General features: G+C 71.6%; 16 protein-coding genes and 1 pseudogene. 5 read left to right on the forward strand and 12 right to left on the reverse strand.

The features are described 5' to 3' along the window. The first annotated feature begins 2 nt into the window (after positions 1 to 2). The 4 genes from KY661_RS03225 to KY661_RS03240 are packed head-to-tail and all read left to right on the forward strand — an operon-like array spanning position 3 to position 4,948. The gene (locus KY661_RS03225) at positions 3 to 1,169 is read left to right on the forward strand and encodes a glycosyltransferase (RefSeq protein WP_225409178.1); all 1,167 of its coding nucleotides are present in this window, start codon (positions 3 to 5) and stop codon (positions 1,167 to 1,169) included. Continuing rightward, a complete protein-coding gene (locus tag KY661_RS03230) occupies positions 1,166 to 2,329 on the forward strand; it encodes a glycosyltransferase (protein WP_225408782.1) in 1,164 nt (387 codons plus the stop codon). The genes KY661_RS03225 and KY661_RS03230 overlap by 4 nt, the downstream gene beginning before the upstream one ends. Continuing rightward, positions 2,326 to 3,831, forward strand: coding sequence for an O-antigen ligase family protein (locus KY661_RS03235; RefSeq protein WP_225408783.1), 1,506 nt, complete (start codon positions 2,326 to 2,328; stop codon positions 3,829 to 3,831). The genes KY661_RS03230 and KY661_RS03235 overlap by 4 nt, the downstream gene beginning before the upstream one ends. Beyond that, positions 3,803 to 4,948, forward strand: coding sequence for a glycosyltransferase family 4 protein (locus KY661_RS03240; protein ID WP_225408784.1), 1,146 nt, complete (start codon positions 3,803 to 3,805; stop codon positions 4,946 to 4,948). Before KY661_RS03235 ends, KY661_RS03240 begins: the two co-directional genes overlap by 29 nt. Before the next feature lie 3 nt (positions 4,949 to 4,951). Here the strand turns inward: KY661_RS03240 and KY661_RS03245 are convergent, their stop codons facing one another. The 12 genes and pseudogenes from KY661_RS03245 to KY661_RS03295 all read right to left on the reverse strand — a co-directional run bounded on the left by KY661_RS03245 (position 4,952) and on the right by KY661_RS03295 (position 18,262). After that, positions 4,952 to 6,094: a glycosyltransferase family 4 protein gene (locus KY661_RS03245; RefSeq protein WP_225408785.1), complete on the reverse strand. Its 1,143-nt coding sequence runs from the start codon at positions 6,092 to 6,094 to the stop codon at positions 4,952 to 4,954. Then, positions 6,091 to 7,326, reverse strand: a complete 1,236-nt coding sequence (locus KY661_RS03250; protein WP_225408786.1) for a glycosyltransferase family 4 protein — start codon at positions 7,324 to 7,326, stop codon at positions 6,091 to 6,093. Before KY661_RS03250 ends, KY661_RS03245 begins: the two co-directional genes overlap by 4 nt. Before the next feature lie 78 nt (positions 7,327 to 7,404). Beyond that, on the reverse strand, positions 7,405 to 7,947 hold the full coding sequence (locus tag KY661_RS03255; RefSeq protein WP_398577140.1) for a pilin: 543 nt from the start codon (positions 7,945 to 7,947) through the stop codon (positions 7,405 to 7,407). A 2-nt stretch (positions 7,948 to 7,949) separates the two neighbouring features. Continuing rightward, positions 7,950 to 8,040 (reverse strand): annotated as a pseudogene (locus KY661_RS37670) (type IV pilin protein); the annotation flags it as partial. Between the two features lie 250 nt (positions 8,041 to 8,290). Further along, complete coding sequence (locus tag KY661_RS03260; protein ID WP_225408788.1) at positions 8,291 to 9,475, reverse strand: glycosyltransferase family 4 protein; 1,185 nt, start codon at positions 9,473 to 9,475, stop codon at positions 8,291 to 8,293. Next, complete coding sequence (locus KY661_RS03265) at positions 9,472 to 10,641, reverse strand: glycosyltransferase family 4 protein (RefSeq protein WP_225408789.1); 1,170 nt, start codon at positions 10,639 to 10,641, stop codon at positions 9,472 to 9,474. Before KY661_RS03265 ends, KY661_RS03260 begins: the two co-directional genes overlap by 4 nt. A gap of 11 nt (positions 10,642 to 10,652) precedes the next feature. Next, the gene (locus tag KY661_RS03270) at positions 10,653 to 14,519 is read right to left on the reverse strand and encodes an ATP-binding protein (RefSeq protein WP_225408790.1); all 3,867 of its coding nucleotides are present in this window, start codon (positions 14,517 to 14,519) and stop codon (positions 10,653 to 10,655) included. Positions 14,520 to 14,530: 11 nt separating this feature from the next. Next, positions 14,531 to 15,226 (reverse strand): glutamine amidotransferase-related protein, encoded by a 696-nt coding sequence (locus KY661_RS03275; RefSeq protein ID WP_225408791.1) that lies wholly within the window; start codon positions 15,224 to 15,226, stop codon positions 14,531 to 14,533. 19 nt (positions 15,227 to 15,245) lie between these two features. Then, positions 15,246 to 15,803, reverse strand: coding sequence for a peroxiredoxin family protein (locus KY661_RS03280; RefSeq protein WP_225408792.1), 558 nt, complete (start codon positions 15,801 to 15,803; stop codon positions 15,246 to 15,248). Between the two features lie 13 nt (positions 15,804 to 15,816). Further along, a complete protein-coding gene (locus tag KY661_RS03285) occupies positions 15,817 to 16,359 on the reverse strand; it encodes a glutathione peroxidase (protein ID WP_225408793.1) in 543 nt (180 codons plus the stop codon). Between the two features lie 2 nt (positions 16,360 to 16,361). Further along, entirely contained in the window at positions 16,362 to 17,366 is a 1,005-nt protein-coding gene (locus tag KY661_RS03290; RefSeq protein ID WP_225408794.1) for an isocitrate dehydrogenase (NAD(+)), read from the reverse strand. Between the two features lie 119 nt (positions 17,367 to 17,485). Continuing rightward, entirely contained in the window at positions 17,486 to 18,262 is a 777-nt protein-coding gene (locus KY661_RS03295) for a DUF2270 domain-containing protein (RefSeq protein ID WP_398577131.1), read from the reverse strand. Positions 18,263 to 18,323: 61 nt separating this feature from the next. Between KY661_RS03295 and KY661_RS03300 the strand changes: the two genes are divergently transcribed. Continuing rightward, a complete protein-coding gene (locus tag KY661_RS03300; RefSeq protein ID WP_398577132.1) occupies positions 18,324 to 20,429 on the forward strand; it encodes a hybrid sensor histidine kinase/response regulator in 2,106 nt (701 codons plus the stop codon). Positions 20,430 to 20,432: the final 3 nt, after the last annotated feature.

A 20,432-nucleotide genomic window follows, 5' to 3' on the forward strand; every position in this document is an offset into this window, starting at 1 on the left:
GCATGGAGGCGCACGTCCAGACGCTCGCGCAGGCCCAGGCGGCGCTGGGGGCGCGCGTCGAGGTGCTGTGCATCAACCACTCGGCCGAGGGCGAGGGCTTCAGCCACGAGTTCCGTGGGCGCAGCGCCACCCGCGAGGAGTGGGATGGGCCCGTGCGCGTGACGCGCCTGGGGCGCTGGGCCTCGCTGCTGCGCATGGATGTGTTGCCGGAGCTGGTGCCCGAGCTGGTGCGGGCGCTCTCCCGCGGCGTGGACATCCTCCACGTGCACACGCCCAACCCCACCATGGTGCTGGCGCTGGATGCGTTGCCCTGGCTGCCCACGGTGGTCGTCACCCACCACAGTGACGTCATCCGTCAGCGGGTGGCCGGCGCGCTCTTCCGGCCCTTCGAGATGCTGCTGTACACGCGCGCCCGCCGGGTGCTGGCCACCAGCGAGGCGTATGTGGGGGGCTCGTCCCTGCTCAAGCGCTTTCGCCGGAAGGTGCGCGCGTTGCCGCTGGGCGTGGACCTGGCCCCCTGGCTCTCGCCGTCCCCCGCGGCCCTGGAGGCCGAGGCCCGCTGGCGTGGCCAGGACGATGCGCCGCTCTGGGTGATGGTGGGCCGGCTCGTCTATTACAAGGGGCTCTTCACCGCCCTGGAGGCCCTGGCCAAGGTGCCGGGCCGGTTGCTGGTGGTGGGCGTGGGGCCGCTGGAGCAGGAGGGCCGGAGCCGGGCCCGGGAGCTGGGCATCGAGGACCGGGTGACGTGGGCCGGGTACCTGTCGCCGGAGGAGCTCGCCGGCGCGTACCGGGCTTCGACCGCCCTCTGGTTTCCGAGCAACGCCCGCAGCGAGGCCTACGGGCTGTCGCAGATCGAAGCCATGGCGAGCGGCAAGCCCGTCATCAACACCGCCATTCCCCACTCGGGGGTGGCGTGGGTGAGCCTGCATGAGCAGACAGGGCTCACCGTGCCGGTGGGCGATGCGTGGGCGCTGGCGAAGGCCGCCCGGCGCCTGCTGGAGGAGCCGGGGCTGGCCGAGCGGTTGGGGCGTGCGGCGCGCGAGCGGGCCCAGTCCGAGTTCCAGCACACGGTGATGGCCGAGCACAGCCTCTCGCTCTATGCCGAGGCCCTGCGGTCCTCCTCCGCCGCCGTCCGTCAGGACAAGGCCGTGCGGGAGGAGAGGCCGTGAGCGGACCGGACGCCGGGTCCTCGCCGCCGCGCTCCAAGGACACCGTTCTCCACGTCCACAGCGGCAACCTGTATGGCGGGGTGGAGTCGTTTCTGCGGACGCTGGCCCGGGAGCAGCGCGGCGCGCCCGGCCCCACCCATGCCTTCGCGCTCTGCTTCGAAGGCCGGATGAGCCAGGAGCTGCGGGAGGCAGGGGCCTCCGTGTCCGTGCTGGGCGGGGCGCGGGTGAGCCGTCCCTGGTCGGTGTGGCGGGCCCGGGGAGCGCTCGCGGAGCTGCTGCGGCGCGAGCGGTATGCGGCGGTGGTGTGCCATTCGCCCTGGTCCCAGGCCATTTTCGGTCCGGTGGTGCGCTCCGCGGGGCTGCCCCTCGTCTTCTTCCAGCATGACGCGCTGGAGGGAAAGCACTGGCTGGAGCGGTGGGCCCGGGTGACGCCGCCGGACCTGAGCATCTCCAACAGCCGGTTCACGGCGGGAACGCTGCGCAACGTCTACCCGCACATTCCGGGCAAGGTGCGCTACCTGCCCGTGGTGCCCCCCGCGTCCGTGAGCAGCGGCGAGGAGCGGGCCCGGGTGCGCGCCGAGCTGGGCACGGGCGCGAACGACGTCGTCATCATCCAGGCGTGCCGCATGGAGGCCTGGAAGGGCCACCGGTTGCTCCTGGAGGCGCTCGGGCGCCTGCGGCAGGTGCCGGGCTGGGTACTCTGGGTGGCCGGCGGGGCGCAGCGCCCCTACGAGGCGCGGTACCTGGAGGGGCTGGAGGCCCTGGCGTCCGAGCTGGGCATCCGGGAGCGGGTGCGGTTCCTGGGACAGCGCTCGGATGTACCGCGGCTGCTGCGCGCGGCGGACATCCACTGTCAGCCCAACCTGGGGCCCGAGCCTTTCGGCATCGCCTTCATCGAGGCCCTGCAGGCCCGGCTGCCCGTGGTCACCACCGCCATGGGCGGGCCGCTGGAGATTGTCGACAGCTCCTGTGGCGTGCTCGTCGCGCCAGCGCCCGAGCCCCTGGCCGAGGCCCTGCGGCGGCTGATGGAGGCGCCCGAGGAGCGGCAGCGGCTGGGGGCCGCGGGGCCCGCGCGCGCCACGGCGCTCTGTGAGCCCACCGTGTTCTTCCAGGGCCTGGCCGAGGACTTTCAGTCCCTGGCCGCGCGAGGACACCGATGAAAGGGCTGGGCGGGTCCTTCCAGGGTCCCCGGCCGCTTCAGGGACCGGGGGTGCTGAATCAGCGGTATGTCCGCCGCGTTCCTCCGTCCGGGGCCGCCGCGCCCGAGGCCGTGAGCGAGGCGCCCGCAGCGCCGGCGCCGCAGGTCCGCAAGGGGCTGCTCTCTTCGAGCGCGCTGGTGCCGCTCTTCATCGCCGTGCAGATCCTCACCCAGCTCGCCTTGCTGTGGGAAGTGCTTGCCCCGCTGCGGATGATCTTCCGCATCTTCTCGTTCGGGGCGAGCCTGGTGCTGCTGGCCATCGTGCCCGGCGAGAAGCTGCGGCACCCCGCCTTGCCCTTCGCGCTCGCGGCCATGGCCGTCACCGCGCTGAACATCCTCCACCCCCAGACGAGCAGCCTGCTGGCGGGCGCGGCCCAACTGGGCATCCAGTTCTCCGTCCTCGCGCCGCTCATCTGGGTCACCCGGCTGCGCATCGATGCGCAGGCCCTGCGGCGCACGCTGGGGCTGCTCTTCCTGTTCAACGCGGCGAGCGCGGCCCTGGGCGTGTTGCAGGTTTACTACCCGGGCCAGTTCCAGCCCGCCATGTCGGCCGTCATCGAGAGCATGGGCGAGGCCTACACCCAGAGCCTCCAGTTCGTGGGCCCCAGCGGTGAGCGTATCTTCCGGCCCTTCGGGCTCACCGACACGCCCGGCGGCGCCACCACGGGGGCCTTCTACGCCGTGCTGCTGGGCAGCGGCTTTCTGCTCAGCTCGAAGAAGGGGCTCATCCGCTGGGTCAGCCTGGGCGGCATCTTCCTGGGCATCGTCAGCCTCTACCTGTGCCAGGTCCGCGCCAGCGCGGTGATGCTGCTGGTGTGCATGCTGGCCATCGTGGGGGTGTTGGCCCTCAACGGCCGGCTCTTGCGGATGACCAAGCTCATCGCCGTGGTGGGTGGCTTCGCCATCGCGGGCTTCGGGTGGGCCGCCACCATGGGGGGCGATGCCGTCACCAGCCGCTGGAACTCGCTCTTCGAGGAGGAGGCGGGCGACGTCTATTACAGCAACCGCGGGCGCTTCCTCGACAGCGCCTTCACGCACTACCTGCCGGAGTATCCCCTGGGCGCGGGGCTCGGCCGCTACGGGATGGCCAACGCCTACTTCGGCGACAACAGCGATCCGGAACGGCCGCCCCTGTGGGTGGAGATTCAGTGGGCCGGCTGGATTCTGGATGGCGGCATCTTCGTGCTGGTGCTCTATCCGCTGGCGCTGCTCGCCACGCTGTTCTGGTCCTTGCGGCTCGCCTCCAGCAAGGACGATGAACACGAGTTCTGGCTCTGGGGCAGCATCCTCTTTGGCTTCAACCTGGGCGCCATCGCCATCACCTTCAGCTACCCGTTCTTCATGAGCCAGACGGGCATGGTGTTCTGGCTGCTCAACGCCGCCCTCTTCGGCGCCTACCACCACGCGCGCCAGCAGGCCCGTGCCTCCCTTCCGAATGAGACCCTACACGCTCATCGCCGGTGACTTCGTCGCCACCGGCGGCATGGACCGGGCCAACCTGGCCCTGGCCAGCCACCTCGCGCGGCGCGGCCACCCTGTCCGGCTCGTGGCCCACCGTGTCTCGGACGAGCTGCGGGCCCTGCCCAACGTGCGCTTCATTGAGGTGCCCAAGCCCGCCGGGGCGTACCTGCTCGGCGAGCCGCTGCTGGATGCCGCCGGGCGCCTCTGGGCCCTGCGCACCCTGGCGGAAGGCGGCGAGGTGGTGGCCAACGGCGGCAACTGCACGGTGCCCGCCGTCAACTGGATCCACTATGTCCACGGGGCCTATGCCTCCGAGGCCAGCGGCACGCCCCTGCGCCAGCTCAAGGCCCGGGTGAGCCAGCACTACTATCGTTATACCGAGCGCCGCGCCGTGCGCCGGGCCCGCCTCGTCATCGCCAACTCCCAGCGCACGCGGGACGACATCCTCCAGGCCACGGGCATCCCCGCCGGGCGCGTTCACGTCGTCTACCTGGGAAGCGATCCGGAGCGCTTTCAGCCTGCCTCCCCGGAGGCACGGCAGGCCGCGCGGGCGGCGCTGGGCTGGGCCGGCACGCGCCGGATCGCCCTGTTCGTGGGCGCGCTCGGAGACCGGCGCAAGGGCTTCGATTCGCTCATGGCCGCCTGGGAGCGGCTGTGCGCGCACGAGCTGTGGGACGTGGACCTCAAGGTGGTGGGCGAGGGGCCGCAGCGGGCGCACTGGGAGCGCGAAGTCCAGGCCCGTGGCCTGGGCGGGCGCATCCAGTTCCTCGGTTTTCGCAAGGACGTGCCCATGCTCCTGTCCGCCGCGGATCTGCTCGTGGCCCCCACGCGCTATGAGCCGTATGGGCTGGGCGTCCAGGAGGCCCTGTGCGCGGGGCTCCCCGTGCTGGTGAGCCGGCGGGCGGGGGTGGCGGAGCGGTACCCGGAGGCCCTCCAGGAGTTGCTCCTGGAGGACCCGGATGATGTGGCGGAGCTGGTCCGGCGTCTGGAGTCCTGGCGGGCGCGGGAGGCCCTTCTGGCCCCGCACGTCGCGGCGCTGTCCGGGACGCTGCGCGCCTGGACCTGGGAGCGCATGGCGGTGGAGCTCGTGGACCTGCTGGAGCGCGGCCGGGCGCCGTAGCGCTCAGCCGAGGACGGACTCGAAGAAGTCGAGGTGCTCGCGGGCCACCGCGCTCCAGGCGAAGCGGGTGGTGGCGCGCTCCCGCCCCCGGGCGGAGAGCTCCCGGCGCTTCTCCGGGCTCTCCAACAGCTCGGCCAGGGCCGCTGTCCAGGCCGCCACGTCCGCCTCGGGCAGCACCCGCCCCGCATCCCCCATGGTGTGGGGAATCTCGCCGGAGTCACTGCCCAGCACGGGCACGCCGCACGCGAAGCCCTCCGCCAGCATCCGGCCGAATTGCTCCTTCCACCGGGGAATCGTCTGGCTGGGCGCGCACAGCACATCCATCGCGTTGAGCGCCTGCGGCACCCGGGCATGCGGCACGCCGGTGACGACGCGCACCCGGCCGCCCTGGCGCTCGCCCCAGGCCCGCAGGCTCGCCTCCATCGGTCCGCCTCCGACGAAGAGCGCCCGCCACGGCGTCTGCAGGCGCTCCAGCGCATTCCGCAGCAGCTCGACGCCCTTCTCCGTCACGAAGCGCCCCAGGTAGCCCACCACCGGGGGGCCTTCCTGTTCCCAGCCCAGCTCCCGAAGGAAGGCGGCGCCCATCGCCCGGTCGGGCTGGAACAGCTCCACGTCCACGCCCATGGGGATGGCGCGGGCGGGACGGCCCGCGTAGCCCGGGCGGGCGAGCAGGTTCTGCTTCACCGTTTCGCCGAAGGCCACCCAGCCCGCCGAGCGGGACACCACCCACGGCTCCAACTGCGCGAACGGAGGCGGGTAGCGCTTGGGCAGGTTCTGCGCGGTGGAGAAGACGAGCGGCACGCGCCGGGGCGTGAGCAGCGCCACCTCCGCCCCCGCCAGCACGTAGGGTTCCTCCCAGGAGTGCACCAGGCTCACCTTGGTCGTGAGCAACGTGCGCAGCTCGGGCCCGTAGAGGAAGGCGTGCGCCGAGCGGCCGAACAGCGCCCGCACCGCTTCCACCTGACTGGGCTCGCCTGGCTCCCGCTGAAGCTTCAGGGGGCTCAGGTCTCCTTGAAAGGAGCGGGGGGCCACGGCCTTCACGTCCCAGCGGCCCGCGCCCACGCGCGCCATCTCGTTGGCCAGGCGCCGGTTCAGCGTGACGACATAGGAATGGGAGATGGTGACAAGCTGACGAGGCGTCTTCACGGGGTGCCCTGGACTGCGGGGAGAGAGCGGTAGAGCGACAAGATTTGCTGCGCGTAGCGCTCCCGGGAGAAGCGGGCCACCGCCACCTGCCGGGCCGAGCGGCCCAGGTGCTCCCGGAGGCTCGCGTCCTCCACCAGGCCGCGCAGCGCGGTGGTGAGCGTGGCGGGTTCGCCCGGGGGCACGCTCAGGGCATCCACGCCCTCGGTGATTTGCTCCGCGGCCCCGCTGGCCCGGGAGAGCACGGTGGGCCGCCCACACCCCATCGCCTCGGCGATGGTGAGCCCGAACGGCTCGCGCCGGGTGCTCGCGTGCACGAAGATGTCCAGCGCCCGGTAGACGGCCACGGGGTCCTGCTGAAACGGCACCAGCCCCACCTGTCCCTCCAGGCCCAGCGCCTTCACGAAGCCCCGCAGCTCCGCCTCGGAGAACTGCGAGTCCTGGGTGCGGTAGAGCGGCGCGCCCACCAGGTAGAAGCGCAGGGGCACCGTGGGGCACGCGCGCACCAGCCCGGCCGCGGCCTGGAGGAAGACGTCGTGTCCCTTCCAGCGCGCGTAGGTGGCCACCAGGCCGATGCGCAGGGTGCCCTCGGCCGCGGGTGGCAGCCCCGCGAGCCCATCCAGCCGCGCCCCATCCCCCGGGCCCGGCGTGAAGCGCTCCACGTCCACGCCGTTGTAGACGACCTGCACGGGCACCCCTCCGAGCACTTCCCGCGCGTCCTCGCCCACCGCCTGGGAGTTGGCGATGGCCGCCGTCGCCAGGGGCCTCAAGCCCCGCAGGGCCCGGCGCACCAGGGGGCGCTCGCCCACGAAGTCATGAATGTGCCACACGCGCGCCACCGGCAGCCCCACGGTGGCCGGGCTCAGCAGGTGCGTCTTGATGCCATTCGAGTGGATGAGGTGGGGCCGCAGCGCCTGGACTTCGCGGCGCAGCGCGCGCAGGTACGTGGAGAGCAAGGCCGGGGCCGGCGCCAACCTGCGGGCAAAGCCCCACAGCGCCTGGGGGCCCTGGTTCCGCAGGCCACTGTCTCCCAGCGTGGAGAGCTGCTCGGGCAGGGGCAGCAGCCGTGCCTCCACGCCGAGTGCCCGGGCTTCGTCCAGCAGGGGGCCAGGGGTCCCCACCAGCAAGAACAGGGACAGGCCGGGGTCGAGCCTTCGCAGGCAGGCCAGCAGGTCGAGCAGGGCGCGCTCGGCGCCGCCGAGAATGCCTACGGGATTGAGGAAGAGGATGCGCAAAGCCCGGCGACCGAATCAAACCCCTTCCCAAGGGTCAAGCCAGGAAGCCAGGGGGCCGGCCGAAGCGGTGGGCCCGGGCTACGGGCAGTTGACGTCGTTGCTGACGTTGAAGGGCTCGCCGGCGGAGACACTCTCCGGCACGCCCAAGGACTCCGGGCAGACCGTCTCGAGGAGTCCGTCCGCCGAGGAGATGAGCCAGGTGTCGGCGGCATCCTCGACCTGGTCGTCCACATCTCCCACGCCGTACGCGATGAAGTCCCAGCTGCCCTTCTCTCCGTAGACCCCCGCCTCGGCGCCCATGTTGTGGGCGGTGCCCTGCTCGTCCCAGTTGGGGTTCGCCACGGGCACCACCTCGAAGAAGGCCGGGAAGCCTTTGAACCGGGAGGCGTCCGCGCCAATGCACGTGTCCTTGGCATGGCGGACGGTGTCGACCGTGGAGCGCTCCTCGTAGGTGGAGCACCCGTTCTCCAGGTGGTAGCTGTAGCGGTTGCCGCGATCCGGCGAGAAGCCCGTGCCGTGGATGTTGTCATCCGGCTTGCGCTGCTGGGTGCGCATGGCGGTGAACAGGCTCTTGAGCTGGGTGCTCACCTCGGACTGCCGCGCCCGCGCCTGGAAGCGCATGAAGCTCGGAATCGCGATGCTGGCGAGAATTCCGATGATGGCCACGACGATCATGAGCTCGATGAGAGTGAAGCCTCGTGAACGCTGAACCATGGGAGCTCCTGGAGAGTTGCAGGCAAGAGAGCAAGGGCCGAGCCACACCCCACGTATGAATCGCTGCTCGAAGGGTGGGGAGCAATGGACCGGCTGTGTACAGGATGGGTGTGATGATCCGCCCTGCGTGGATGATCAAATCCGCCTGTCCCGGGTATCCCTTTTTGGGATGAGGGCGTGGCACACACCCTGTCTCCACGGCTCCGCGCTTCGCCTGCATCGGCCCCAAAGGCCTACGTGACCAAAATTGTCAGCGGGTGCCGTCTTTTGTCTCACGCTTCAAGAATCCCGGGCGGAGCAGGTGAAGGTAGGCCTCCAGCACCGTGCGGGCGTGCGCCTCCCAGGTGAAGCGGCTCGCGCGGGCCAGGCGGGCCTCGCGGGAGGGGGACTGCTGCCGCTCCGAGAGCAGCGCGTCCAGCGTCTCCACCCAGGCGTCCACCTGGGCCACGGGGCAGTAGGTGCAGGCCTCGCCGCCCACTTCCTTCAGCACGTCCAGGCCGCTGGCGATGACCCGCGCGCCGCAGGCGAGCGCCTCGATGACGGGCAGGCCGAAGCCCTCCGCCTCGCTGGGGACGAGCACCGCCGAGGCCCGGCGGTACATGCCGGCCAGCGTCGCCCGGTCCACCTTGGGCGGCTGAAGGAGCGCATCGCCGATGCCCAGCCGGGCCACCTGCTCGCGCTGGGCCGGGGTGAGGGCCCCGCCCTGCTGGACGAGCCGCAGCTCGGGGTGGCGGGCCCGCAGCGCGGCGAACACGTCGAAGAGCACGTCCAGGCGCTTGCGGGGGATGGCGCTGCTCACGTGCAGCAGGAAGGGCCTGCCGCCCAGCGGCGCGAGGATCGCTTCGCTGGCATCCCCAGGAGAAGGCTCCGGGCGGTACTCGGGGGAGACACCATACGGCGCCCAGACGAGCCGCTCCGGGTCTATCACCCCGTGCGCCATGAGCTGGGTGCGCACCGCCTGGGTGCTGTGGAACACGATGGCCGCGCGCTCCAGGCCCCGCAGCGTGACGCGGGCCATCCCGCGGAACCAGGCGGGGCGGGGCTCGCGGGCGGGCTCCAGCACGGAGCGGAAGGCGTCGATGTCGTGGCAGTAGACGCCCGTCCGCCCCGCCGGCAGGGCGTGGACGAGCTGCGCATAGGTGTGGTCCACCACGTGGAAGGCCTCGTACCGGCTCCGGGCCAGGAGCGCGCGCAGCGGGTAGGCCCCGAAGCGCGTGAGGAGCCGGTCCGCGTTGAAGGCCGCGTTGCGGCTTCCCACCTTCGGCAGGTGGCGCACCACCCGGTGCAGGGAGGGGCGCACGCCCGTCACGGCCACTTCCTGGGGCCGCGCGGACAGCCCCTCCAGCAGGGCCTCCCCCACGAGGTCCATGCTCGGCCAGCCCTCCTCGCGCGGGTCCATCAGCAGCGCGAGCTTCAGCGGGGACGCCATGCTCATGGCGTGGCGGGTCCTTCCGTGGGAGCGGGGCTCAGCAGCGCATCCACCGTGCGCTCCAGCGAGAAGCGCTCCCGGTAGACTTCCGCCGCGCGCGCGCCCAGGGCGTCCCGCTCCTTGGGGTGCGACAGCAGCCGCTCGGTGAGCGCGATCAAGGGGGCCGGGTGGGTGCCTTCCGCCAGCGCGAGGGCCCCCAGGCCGCGCCACACCGGCTCGGTGAGGTGGCCGGTGTTCGTCACCAGCGGCACACCCAGCGCCAGCCCCGCCATGGCCGTCGTCCGCCGGGCGCTCACCCCGTCCGGGTAGGGCTGCACGAGCACGTCGCTGGCCTTCAAGGCGACGGCCACCTCCTCCGGGGAGAGCGAGTCACGGAAGACCACCCGGCCCGCCAGCTCCGGGTGGCGCTGCTCCAGCCCGGCGGCGTAGGCCCGGCTGCCCCGGCCGAGCAACAGGGCCCGCCGCTCCGGGCCCGCGTGCAAGAGCGGCACGAGCACCTGCTCCAGCGGCTCCGCCGTGGCCTTCCCATACGTTCCGAAGTGGCCCAGCCAGGGGCCGGGCCCCAGCTCCGCGCGCAGCCGGGAGACGGCCTCCGGGGAGGCCTCGGTGGCCAGGGTGCTGGGCACGGGGCGCCACTCGGCGCGTGCACGGACCTCCTCCGGCAGGTGCTCCTTCCAGGCGGGGATGGAGACGAACGTCCGCGTCGCGCTTCCGGCCACCATCAGCGCCATCACCCGGGTGGTGCCCGCCAGGAGCCGGTGCCGCAGCGGGGCCTGGGGGCTCCACGGGTACACCACCTCATGAAAGAAGACCCAGCGCTCGTCGTGCCGCCGCGCGGCGAACCAGGCGCAGAACGGCACGTTCATCGCCTTCATCCCGAAGGCATGCGGCACGTACTGAAGCAGCAACCGCCGGGGGCGGGGCAGCCGCTCAAGCGCCCACGTCAGCCTCGCCAGGCCCATGGGGGTGAAGAGGCCGGGCTCGCGGTGGACCTGGACGCCGTCCTCCGTCCGCTCCTCCCGCGCCCCTGGGGCCCAGACGTGGACGCGCTCGCCGGCCCGCGCCAGGGCGTGGGCGACGAGCCGGGTGTAGTCACTGACGCCGCCGGGCTGGGGGGGATACTCCCCCGTGAGCAGGTGCCAGGAAACAGGGGGGGAAGAGGAGTGCGCCATGGCCATGCCCTTCAGGACAGCTCCGGGGTTTTCTTGTGGGTGGACTCCATGATGCGGGGCAGATCCTGGAAGTTGATGGGCTTGACGAGGTGCAGGTTGAAGCCGGCCTGCTGGGCCTTTGCCTTGGCCTCCGGGCCACCATAGCCGGTGAGCGCCACCAGGAAGAGCGAAGCGCCTTCCGGCGTGGCCCGCACCCGCCGGGCCACCTCGAAGCCGTCGATGCCCGGCAGGCCCACATCCACGAAGGCCACGTCCGGGAGCACCGCCAGCAGCGTCTCCACCGCCGCCAGACCATGGGTGGCCACCTCCACCTCGTGGCCCTGGTCCTCCAGCAGCTCCTTCATGATGTCCCGGACGTCCTCGTTGTCCTCCACCACCACCACCCGGCGCTTCGAGGGGCTCTCCGGGACCGGCCGCGCGGCCGGCGGCGGGGCCCGGGCGGCAGCGGCCTGCCGGGGCGGCAGCGGGAGCCGGACCCTGAACTCGCTGCCCTTGCCCAGCCCCTCGCTGTGCACGGAGACGGTGCCGCCGTGCATGGCCACCAGCCGGTCCACCAGCGTCAGCCCGATGCCGAGGCCCCCGCCCGAGCGGTCGATGGACGGATCCACCTGGACGAACAAATCGAACACCCGGCTGAGCATCTCCGGGGCAATGCCCCGGCCGGTGTCTCGCACGCGGAGCACGGCCCAGGCCTGGGTGGGCGTCTCCTCGCGCTCCAGCCGCACCTGGAGGGTGCCCCCAGGCTCGGTGTACTTGGCCGCGTTGTTGAGGAGGTTGGAGATCACCTGCTCCAGGCGCGTGGCATCCGCCTGGAGGTGGAAGTTGCCGGGGGCGAACGTCACCGACAGCTCGTGCCCCCGCGCGTCGATGAGGGTCCGGCTCGTGCCCAGCGCGTTCTGGACGATGGTGGTGAAGTCCACCTCCGCCAGGCGCAACTCCACCTTGCCCCGGGTGATGCGGGACACATCCAGCAAGTCGTCGACCAGGCGCACGAGGTTGTGGACCTGGCGGTTGCAGGTGTCGCGCAGGCGCGCGGCGCGGACCTCGTCCCCCGGGCTCCGGCCCATCATCTCCAGGGCGGTGCTCAGGGCGGCCAGGGGGTTGCGCAGCTCGTGGGCCAGCATGGCGAGGAACTCGTCCTTGCGCTGGTCCGCGTCCTCCGCCCGGCCGCGCGCCTCGCGCTCCTGTGCGGCGAGGTGCTGGAGCTGGGCGCGGGCCTCCACCTGGAACGTCACGTCCACGGCCACCGTCATGACGCCCTCGATGGTGCCCGAGGCGTCCCGGATGGGCTGACAGGTGAACTGGAAGTACACGTCCTTGCCGCCAGTGCCGTCCGGGTCCAGGTGGACGGGATACTCATCCGCGGTGAAGGGCTGGCCCGTCCGGAAGACGTTCCAGACCATCTGGAAGACGGGGGCGTCCCCGGGCAGCTCGGGGAAGACCTCCTGGAACGGCTTGCCCAGCACGTCCTGGCGGCCCAGCAGGGAGAGGTAGCGCGTGTTGGCCAGCTCGAAGCGCAGCTCCGGCCCCGAGACGATGGACACCGCCACGGGCGCCTGCATGAGCTGGGTGTGCAGCCGGACCTGCGCCAGCCGGAGCGCCTTGTGGGCCTGGGAGATCTCCAGGCGGGCCGCGACGCGCGACACCAGCTCCCGCGCCGAGAAGGGCTTCACCAGGTAGTCATCGGCGCCCGCTTGCAGCCCCTCAATGGAGGCCTCCTCGCCCGCGCGGGCGGACAGGAGGATGACGGGCACGGAGGCGGTGCGAGGGCCGGCGCGCAGCTCCTTCAGGAGCCCGAAGCCGCCCAGCCCCGGCATCATCACATCGCTCAGGATGAGGTCCGGCGTCTGCTCCCGGGCGGCCCGCAGCGCATCCATGCCGTCGGCCACCGCCTCCACCGTCCACCGGGCGCCGAGCAGCTTCTGGATGTAGGCGCGCATGTCCGCGTTGTCCTCGACGAGGAGGATGCGCGCGGAGGACCGGGGGGTCTCCTCCGGGGCGCCGGGCTCCGGCGTGGGCAGGGGCTCGGGGGCGCCTTCCCCCTGGAGCCACTGCGAGGCCTCCTCCAGGAAGAAGCGGGCCCGCTGGCGCACGTCCGGCGGCGGGGCGGCGGCCTGGAGGTACTCGGAGGGCAGGTGGGCCGAGCCCAGGGGCAGTGAGAGGGTGAAGGTGGTGCCCTGGTCCACGGCGCTCTGGACCTCCACCGTGCCGCCGTGCTGCTGGATGAGCTCCTTCACCAGGGCGAGCCCGATGCCGCTGCCCTCGTAGCTCCGGCCCTTGGCGTCCTGGACGCGGTGGAAGCGCTCGAACAGGTGGGGCAGCGCCTGGGCGGGGATGCCCGCGCCCGTGTCCGCCACCTGCACCTGGACATGCTTCCCCTGCAGCCGGAGGGAGACGCGAATCTCCCCGTCGAGGGTGAACTTGAAGGCGTTGGACAGCAGGTTCAACACCACCTTCTCCCACGCCTCGGCGTCCACGTAGACGGGCTTGGGCAGGGGCGGGCAGTCCACCACCAGCCGCATCCCGGCGCTCTCGATGAGCGAGCGGAAGGCGCTGGCGAGCTCCGCCGTCAGCGCGGACAGGTCCACCGGGCGGAAGATGGCCCGGGCGCGCCCCGCCTCCACGCGGGCGAAGTCCAGCAGCGTGTTGACGAGCTTCAGCAGGCGCAGGCTGCTGCGGTGAATGGTCTCCTGGCGCTCGCGCTGGCGCGGGGGCAGCGGCTGCCCGGTGTCCGCGAGGCTGTCCTCCAGCGGGCCCAGCATCAGGGTCAGCGGGGTGCGGAACTCGTGGCTGACGTTGGCGAAGAAGTCCGTCTTGGCGCGGTTCAGCCCGGCCAGCGCCGCCAGGCGCCGCTTCTCCTCCTCCTGCGCCCGGGCGTTGGCCACGGCGTTGGAGACGTGCCGCGCCAGCAGCTCCAGGAAGCCCTGGTATTGGGCATCCAGCGCCCGGCGGGGGCTGATGCCCACCACGAGCACGCCCGTGGGCGCGTCATGGCCCGGCCTCACCAGCGGCAGCGCCATCGCGGCGGTGGCGGGCTCGGGCCAGGGGCCTCCGGGGAAGGGCGGGAGCGCCGCGGGCAGGGTCTTCAGGAAGACGGGCGTGCCCGTCCGCACCACGCTGGCCCAGGGGTACAGCTCGGCGGGGGCGTCCAGGTCCAGCGTGGGAGGGGCGGCCGCGCTGCCCGGCTCGAGCCCCACCGTGCCGGTGAGGCGCAGGGTGGAGTGCTCCGGGTCCGCCAGGTAGATCAACGCGAAGGGCACGTCGTGGCGGTTGGCGTCCAGCACGCGCGCGGCTTGCTGGCAGGCCTCCTCCGCGCTGTGGGGCATCTGCTGGCCCTCGCTCAGCGCGTGCAGCGTCTTGAAGCGCCGCGCGCTCAGCACCCGCTCGGTGCTCTCCGAGCACGCGTTGAACAGGCCGTTGATGCCACCGGACTCGTCCTTGATGGGCGAGTACGCGTAGGTGAAGTACGCCTCCTCCAGATAGCCGTTGCGGTCCATGCAGACCAGGCCATCCTCGATGAAGGTGGACTCGCCCCGCTTCGTGACGGCCGAGAAGGAGGGCTCCAGCACCTCCCACGCTTCGGCCCAGCACTCCTGGGCGGACTGGCCCATGGCCTTGGGGTGTTTGACGGCGCCGAGCATGGGCCGGTAGCTGTCGTTGTAGAACTGGACGAGCTCCGGGCCCCAGAAGGCGATCATCGCGTGGCGGCTCGCCAGGACGATGGAGATGACCGTGCGCAGGCTCTGGGGCCAGGTCTCCACCGGGCCCACGGGCGTCTGGGACCAGTCAAGGGTGCGCATGAGCGCGCCCATCTCCCCGCCTCCCTCCAACACGGTGTTGGGGGCGGAAGGCGAGGAGGCGGGGGGAAGAATGGGCATGGGACGCGCTTTCAGCGGACGGTCTTGGCGAAGTGGTGGGCCAGCCGGTGCATCAGCTCATCGAGCTCCGGCTGGGCCGCCTGGAGCTTGGGGAGCTGGGCGCGGACGGCCGCCACGTCCGTGCCGTGGCGTTGCAACTCCTCGGGCCACTGGTTCAGCCAGCCGTCGAGCACGGAGGCCTCCAACTCCAGGTGGAACTGGAAGCCATAGGAGGTGCCCAGCCGGAAGGCCTGCTGGGTGTAGCGGTCCGTGGAGGCCAAGAGCGTGGCCCCGGGCACGGCCTTGAAGGTGTCCTGGTGCCAGTGGGCCACCACCGTGCGGGGGCGGACCCCGGCGATGACCGGATCCTTCAGCCCCTCCTGCGTCCACCGGACGGGGGCGGCGCCCACCTCGAAGCCGTTCTTGCCGAGGAACACCTCCACCCCGGCGGCCGAGGCCAGCATCTGCGCGCCCAGGCAGATGCCCAGGCAGGGGCGCTCGTTGGCCAGCCGCTCGGCCAGCAGGGCCACTTCCTCGTGGAGGAAGGGGTGCTGGTCCCCCTCGTAGGCGCCCATGTGGCCGCCCATCACCACCACCAGCTCCGCGTCCACGTCCTCGCGGCGCACCGCGCGGAAGCGCCGGACGAGGGAGAAGCCGGCCTGCTGGAGCGCGGGGCCGAGCCGCCCCACGCCCGTGTTCTCGTCGTGCTCGAAAACCACTGCGCGCATCACGCGTTCCTTCCTGGCGCTAGCCTGCGCGCCACACCCGCCACAGCAACCCGGGCTGGGTGGTGTAGCCGATGGCCGCCTGGGCAATGTCCCCTTCCGGGGAGATGACGAAGAGGGTGGGGTACTGGTTCACCCGGAACGCGGCCCGCACGGCCTCGTCTCCGAGCAGCACCGGGTAGTCCGCCCCCTGCTCCTGGACAAAACGCTGGACGGCGGCCTCATCTGGGTAGTCCAGCGCCACGCTGAGCACGTGCGCCCGGTCTCCGAGCGAGCGCCGCACCGCCGAGAGCGTGGAGGACTCCTGCTTGCACACCCCGCACCAGGGGGCCCAGAAGGCCAGCACCACGGGCTTGCCCCGCAGGTCCGACAGGCGCACCGGCGCCCCGGAGAGGCTGCGCAGCTGGAAGTCCGGCGCGGGGGTGCCCGCAGGGGGAAGGTGGCGCGTCTGCCAGGCCATGACCGCCAGGACCACTCCGGCCATCACCACCAGGTCCACGCCCCAGCGCACCCACCGCCGCTGGCGGGCCCGTTGCCAGGCGGCACGAAGCCCCTTTCCCCCTTGCTTGGCGTCACTCATGGTGCGGCGGAGGCTACTCCTTCAGGGCGCTGTCGAGCGCCTTCTTCAGCTCGGGGCTGTCCGGCTCCACGGAGCTGGGGAAGGCGGCCTTCACCTGGCCATCCTTGCCAACCACGTACTTGTGGAAGTTCCACTTGGGCTCGCCGTGCTTCTGAGCGAGGAAGGCGTACACGGGCGACTGGCCCTCGCCCTTCGTCTTCACCTTGTCGAACAGGGGGAAGGTGACCTTGAAGCGCAGCTCGCAGAAGCGGGCGATCTCCTTCGCGGTGCCCGGCTCCTGCCCGCCGAAGTCGTTGGAGGGGAAGCCCAGCACCGTCACGCCCTTGCCCTTGTAGTCCTGGGAGAGCTTCTCCAGTCCCCTGTACTGGGGCGTGTAGCCGCACTCGGAGGCGGTGTTCACCACGAGGAGCACCTGGCCCTTGTAGGCGGACAGGTTCTCGGACTTGCCGTCGAGGCGGGGGGCACTCAGATCGAAGAAGGACATGGTGGGACCTGCGAGCGCGGCGGCGCCCAGGGACAGCGCCGCGAGGGTGGACAAGAGGGTGGGGGTTTTCATGGTCAGAGGGCCGCGATGATGGCGTCGGTGAACTCGCGCGTGGTGGAGCTGCCGCCCAGGTCGCCGGTGCGGATCTTCCCCTCGCCGTAGACTTTCTGGAGCGCGGCCTGCACGCGCTTGCACTCGCCGGTGAGCCCCATCCAGTCCAGCATCATCGACGCGGACATGAGCAGCGCGGTGGGGTTGGCGATGCCCTTGCCGGCGATGTCGGGCGCCGTGCCGTGGACGGCCTCGAACACCGCGGTGCGCTCGCCGATGTTGGCGCCCGGCACCACGCCCAGGCCGCCCACCAGGCCCGCGCACAGGTCGCTGATGATGTCGCCGTAGAGGTTCTCCAGCACCATCACGTCGAAGCGCGACGGGTCCTTCACGAGCTGCATGCAGAGGTTGTCGATGATGACCTCCTCGTACTGAATCTCCGGGAACTCGCGGCCCACCTTGCGGCAGCAGTCCAGGAAGAGGCCGTCCGACAGCTTCATGATGTTGGCCTTGTGCACGGCCGTCACCTTCTTGCGGCCGAGCTTGCGCGCGTGCTCGAAGGCGAAGCGGGCGATGCGGGTGGAGGCCTTCTCGGTGATGATTTTGATCGACTCCACCACGCCCGGCACGACGATGTGCTCGATGCCGACGTAGAGCCCCTCGGTGTTCTCGCGCACCACGATGAGGTCCACGTCTTCATAGCGCGTCTTCACGCTGGGCACGCTCTTGACGGGGCGCAGCGACGCGTACAGGTCCAGGCGCTTGCGCAGGCCCACGTTGGCTGACGGCATGCCCCCGCCCACCACGGTGCCCGTGGGGCCCTTGAGCGCCACGCCGCTGCGCAGCACCGCCTCCACCGTCTCGTGCGGCAGGTTGGTTCCGTACTTGGCGATGACCTCGGTGCCCGCGTCCTTATGGTCGAACTCCAGCGGAAGCTTGAGCGCCTCGAGAACCCGGATCGTCGCCCCCATCACCTCGGGGCCAATACCGTCGCCATTGATGACCGTCACCGTACGCGTATTCGCCATGATGGCGGATACAAGACACAAAAGGTCAGGCCTCGAAAGGATGAAAACCCCCGGCGTGTCCCCTGGCGAATGGGGGCCATGAGCAGTCCCCTGTGAGTGTCCAAAACCTGTCGAGAGGCTCAGGGCTCCGGGGGCAAGGGCGGCGAGGCGGGCGGGGGCCGGGAGGCCCGGCGCCGGGACCGGTTCAGGGCATAGGGCCGGTAGAAGGTCTCCCACAGCGCGGCGCGGCGGCCCCGGGGCCGCGAGCGCAACTCGCCCAGCGGCGCGCGGACGAAGAACGAGGAGACGAACATGTAGATGGCCAGCAGGCTCATGCCGGCGATCAGGCTCATGATGAGCTCCCCAGGGACGGGGCCCACGTGGGCCCGCTCCACGAACTCCTGGAAGGTGCCGGGGGCCTGCGGGTGGCTGTAGACCTTCACGAACCAGCTCAGCAGCAGGACGATGAGGATGGGGCCATAGGCGCGGTTGAGCCGCGTGGAGATGGCGGAAATCAGCGAAAGCTGTATCTGGGGGCGGGCCAGCTCCTGGGCCAGCTCGCGCAGGGAGTCCGGGTCCACCGGCTCGTGGCGGAGCATGGGGGCCCAGTAGCCGTCCTCCAGCAGGCGGACCCGGCGGTTCCACAAGTCGTAGTACCGGTAGCGCCGCGCCTCGATGAGCAGGAAGGAAATCACCATCCAGATGCCCACCAGGAACGTCACGTGGGGGCTGGAGGTGTTGGCGAAGCCGAAGGAGATGACGGCCGCCGTGGTGGTGAGCGCCCAGTTGGTCGTCGTGTCGAGGCGTGTCCGCCAGTTGTCAGAACGGCCCAGCTCGCCCCGGTAGAGGTGCACCATCGCCGTGTCGGAGATGGGAAGCGGCTTCAGCGCCTCGTTGTCTCGTGCCGTGGGTCGCATTCCGGTGCCTCTCAAGGGTGGGGATGACCCGGCCGCCGCAGAACCCGGGGCGGAAAATGGCATGCTTGCCTGCCTGCCCCCGCTGGGCAGGGGGGGCGGCCGTGCACACCTTGAGGCGCTGACGGTGAACACCAAGACTGCCATCGAGCTGCTGGCCCAGGTCCTCGGCAAGGAACGCGAGCGTGTCGCGCGCCTGTGGGCCAAGCGCCTGCGCGAGGAGCTGTACGAGGTGGAGGTGCCGGGCAAGGACCTCCGGGCCCCCTTGCGCCAGCTCCTGGATGAGCTGGTGCGCCTGCTCCAGGACCGCGGGGAGGATGCGCTGCGGCTGTGGCCCGAGGTGGTCCGCTCCCACGGGGCCTTCCGGTATGACCAGCGCTTCGAGCCCGATGACCTGGCGCGGGAGTTCAAGGCGCTCGCCTCGGTGCTCATGCGCGTGTACGTGCGGTGCGAGGGGGAGCTGCCCTACGAAGTCGCCGACCTCATCAACGAGCTGGTGGGCGAGGCGAGCGCCTCCGCGCAGGCCTCCTACGCGCGGGTGCTGAGGACCGAGTCGGTGCGCTTCCGCGAGGCGGCCGTGATGGAGTCCGTGCTCTACCACGTGGAGGTGGGCATCCTCCTGGCGGAGCTGGACGGGAGCGTCTCCTTCGCCACGCAGCCCGTCAGCCGCCTGCTGGGCGTGCCCATCCGCTCGGTGGTGGGGGGCCGGGCCGTCACCTCGCTGGCCCCGGTGCTCTCCCAGGTGAACGCGCACCACCCCTCGGGGGCGCCGTTCCGGGTGGCGGACATGCCCTTCATGCGCGCGCTCAAGGAGGGCAAGCCGGTGCGCGGGGTGATGATGGAGGTGGAGCGCCTGGGCGGCGGCGGGGTGGCCAGCCTGGAGATGAGCGCGACCCCCATCTGGGAAGAGGGTGGGGAGCTGGCCGGCGTCATCCAGACGTTCTCGGACCGCACGGAGGCCACCCGCAAGAGCCGGGAGCTGAGCTCCGCCCAGGACGAGCTGCGCCGGTTGCAGGGCCAGCTCCTTCAGCGGACGCGGGCCCAGTCCCTGGGGCAGCTCGCCAGCGGCGCCGCGCACGCGCTCAACAACTTCCTCAACGTGGTGCGCCTGCGCGTCACGCTGCTGCGCCGCGAGTTCAAGCCCGAGCACCTGGACGCGCTGGACCGGACGGTGGGGCAGATTGGCGGCCTGGTGAGCCGGCTCCAGGAATTCAACGTGCAGCGCACCGAGGAGCACCTCACCGACGTGGAGCTGGACACGGCGGTGCGCGAGGCCCTGGAGCTGATGCGCGGCGAGCTGGAGCGGGGCGAGCACCCGCTCGAGGTGACGCTCCAGCTGGGCGCTCCCGGCAACGTGCGGGCGGATGCCGGCTTTCTGCGGGAGCTGGTGGTGACGCTGCTGCTGGCGGCCCGGGACCGGATGGTGCAGGCGGGGCGGCTGTCGCTCACCACCCAGAGGGAAGGACCCGGGATGCTGAGCCTGCGCATCCAGGACGAGGGGCCTCCCTTCCCCGTGGAGTCCCTGGCCCAGCTGTTCGATCCGCTCACCCGGGAGGCCGGGGCGCCCCAGTCCGCGCTGCAACTGGCGGTGGTGAAGGACCAGGTGCGCCGGTGGGGCGGCGAGCTGACGGTGGAGAACGTCGACGGGGGCAAGGGGGGCACGTTCGTGGTGCGGCTGCCGCAGGCGCGCGAGGCGCACGAGGAGGCGCTGCCCGCGGGCCGGCGCATGGAGGGGCCGCGCCGCTTCCAGCAGACGCGCCGGGTGCTGGTGGTGGACGACGACCTGGACAACGCGCGGATGATGGCGGAGGTGCTCGGCGAGGAGGGCTACGACGTGCAGCTCGCCCAGAGCGCGGAGGTGGCGCTCCAGCTCTGGGAGCGGCGCCGGTATGACGCGGCGCTGCTGGACGCGGTGATGCCGGACGTGTCGGGCTGGGAGCTGGCGCGCGAGCTGCGCCAGCGCACGCCGCACGCGCTGCTGGCCATCGTCACGGGCATGGACGTGCGGGGACAGAACCGCTCCACCCTGGCGCTGGTGGACGCCGTGTTCCGCAAGCCCATCGACATGGGCGCGCTCGACGAGTTCCTCTCGCAGTCCGATGCGCCCGAGCCCTCGCCGCCGGAGGACGGGCCGGGGGAATCCGTTGGGCCCGGCGCACCGAACCCGTAGACT

It is taken from the genome of Allostigmatella hybrida (assembly GCF_020103775.1).
Taxonomy (GTDB): domain Bacteria; phylum Myxococcota; class Myxococcia; order Myxococcales; family Myxococcaceae; genus Hyalangium; species Hyalangium aurantiaca.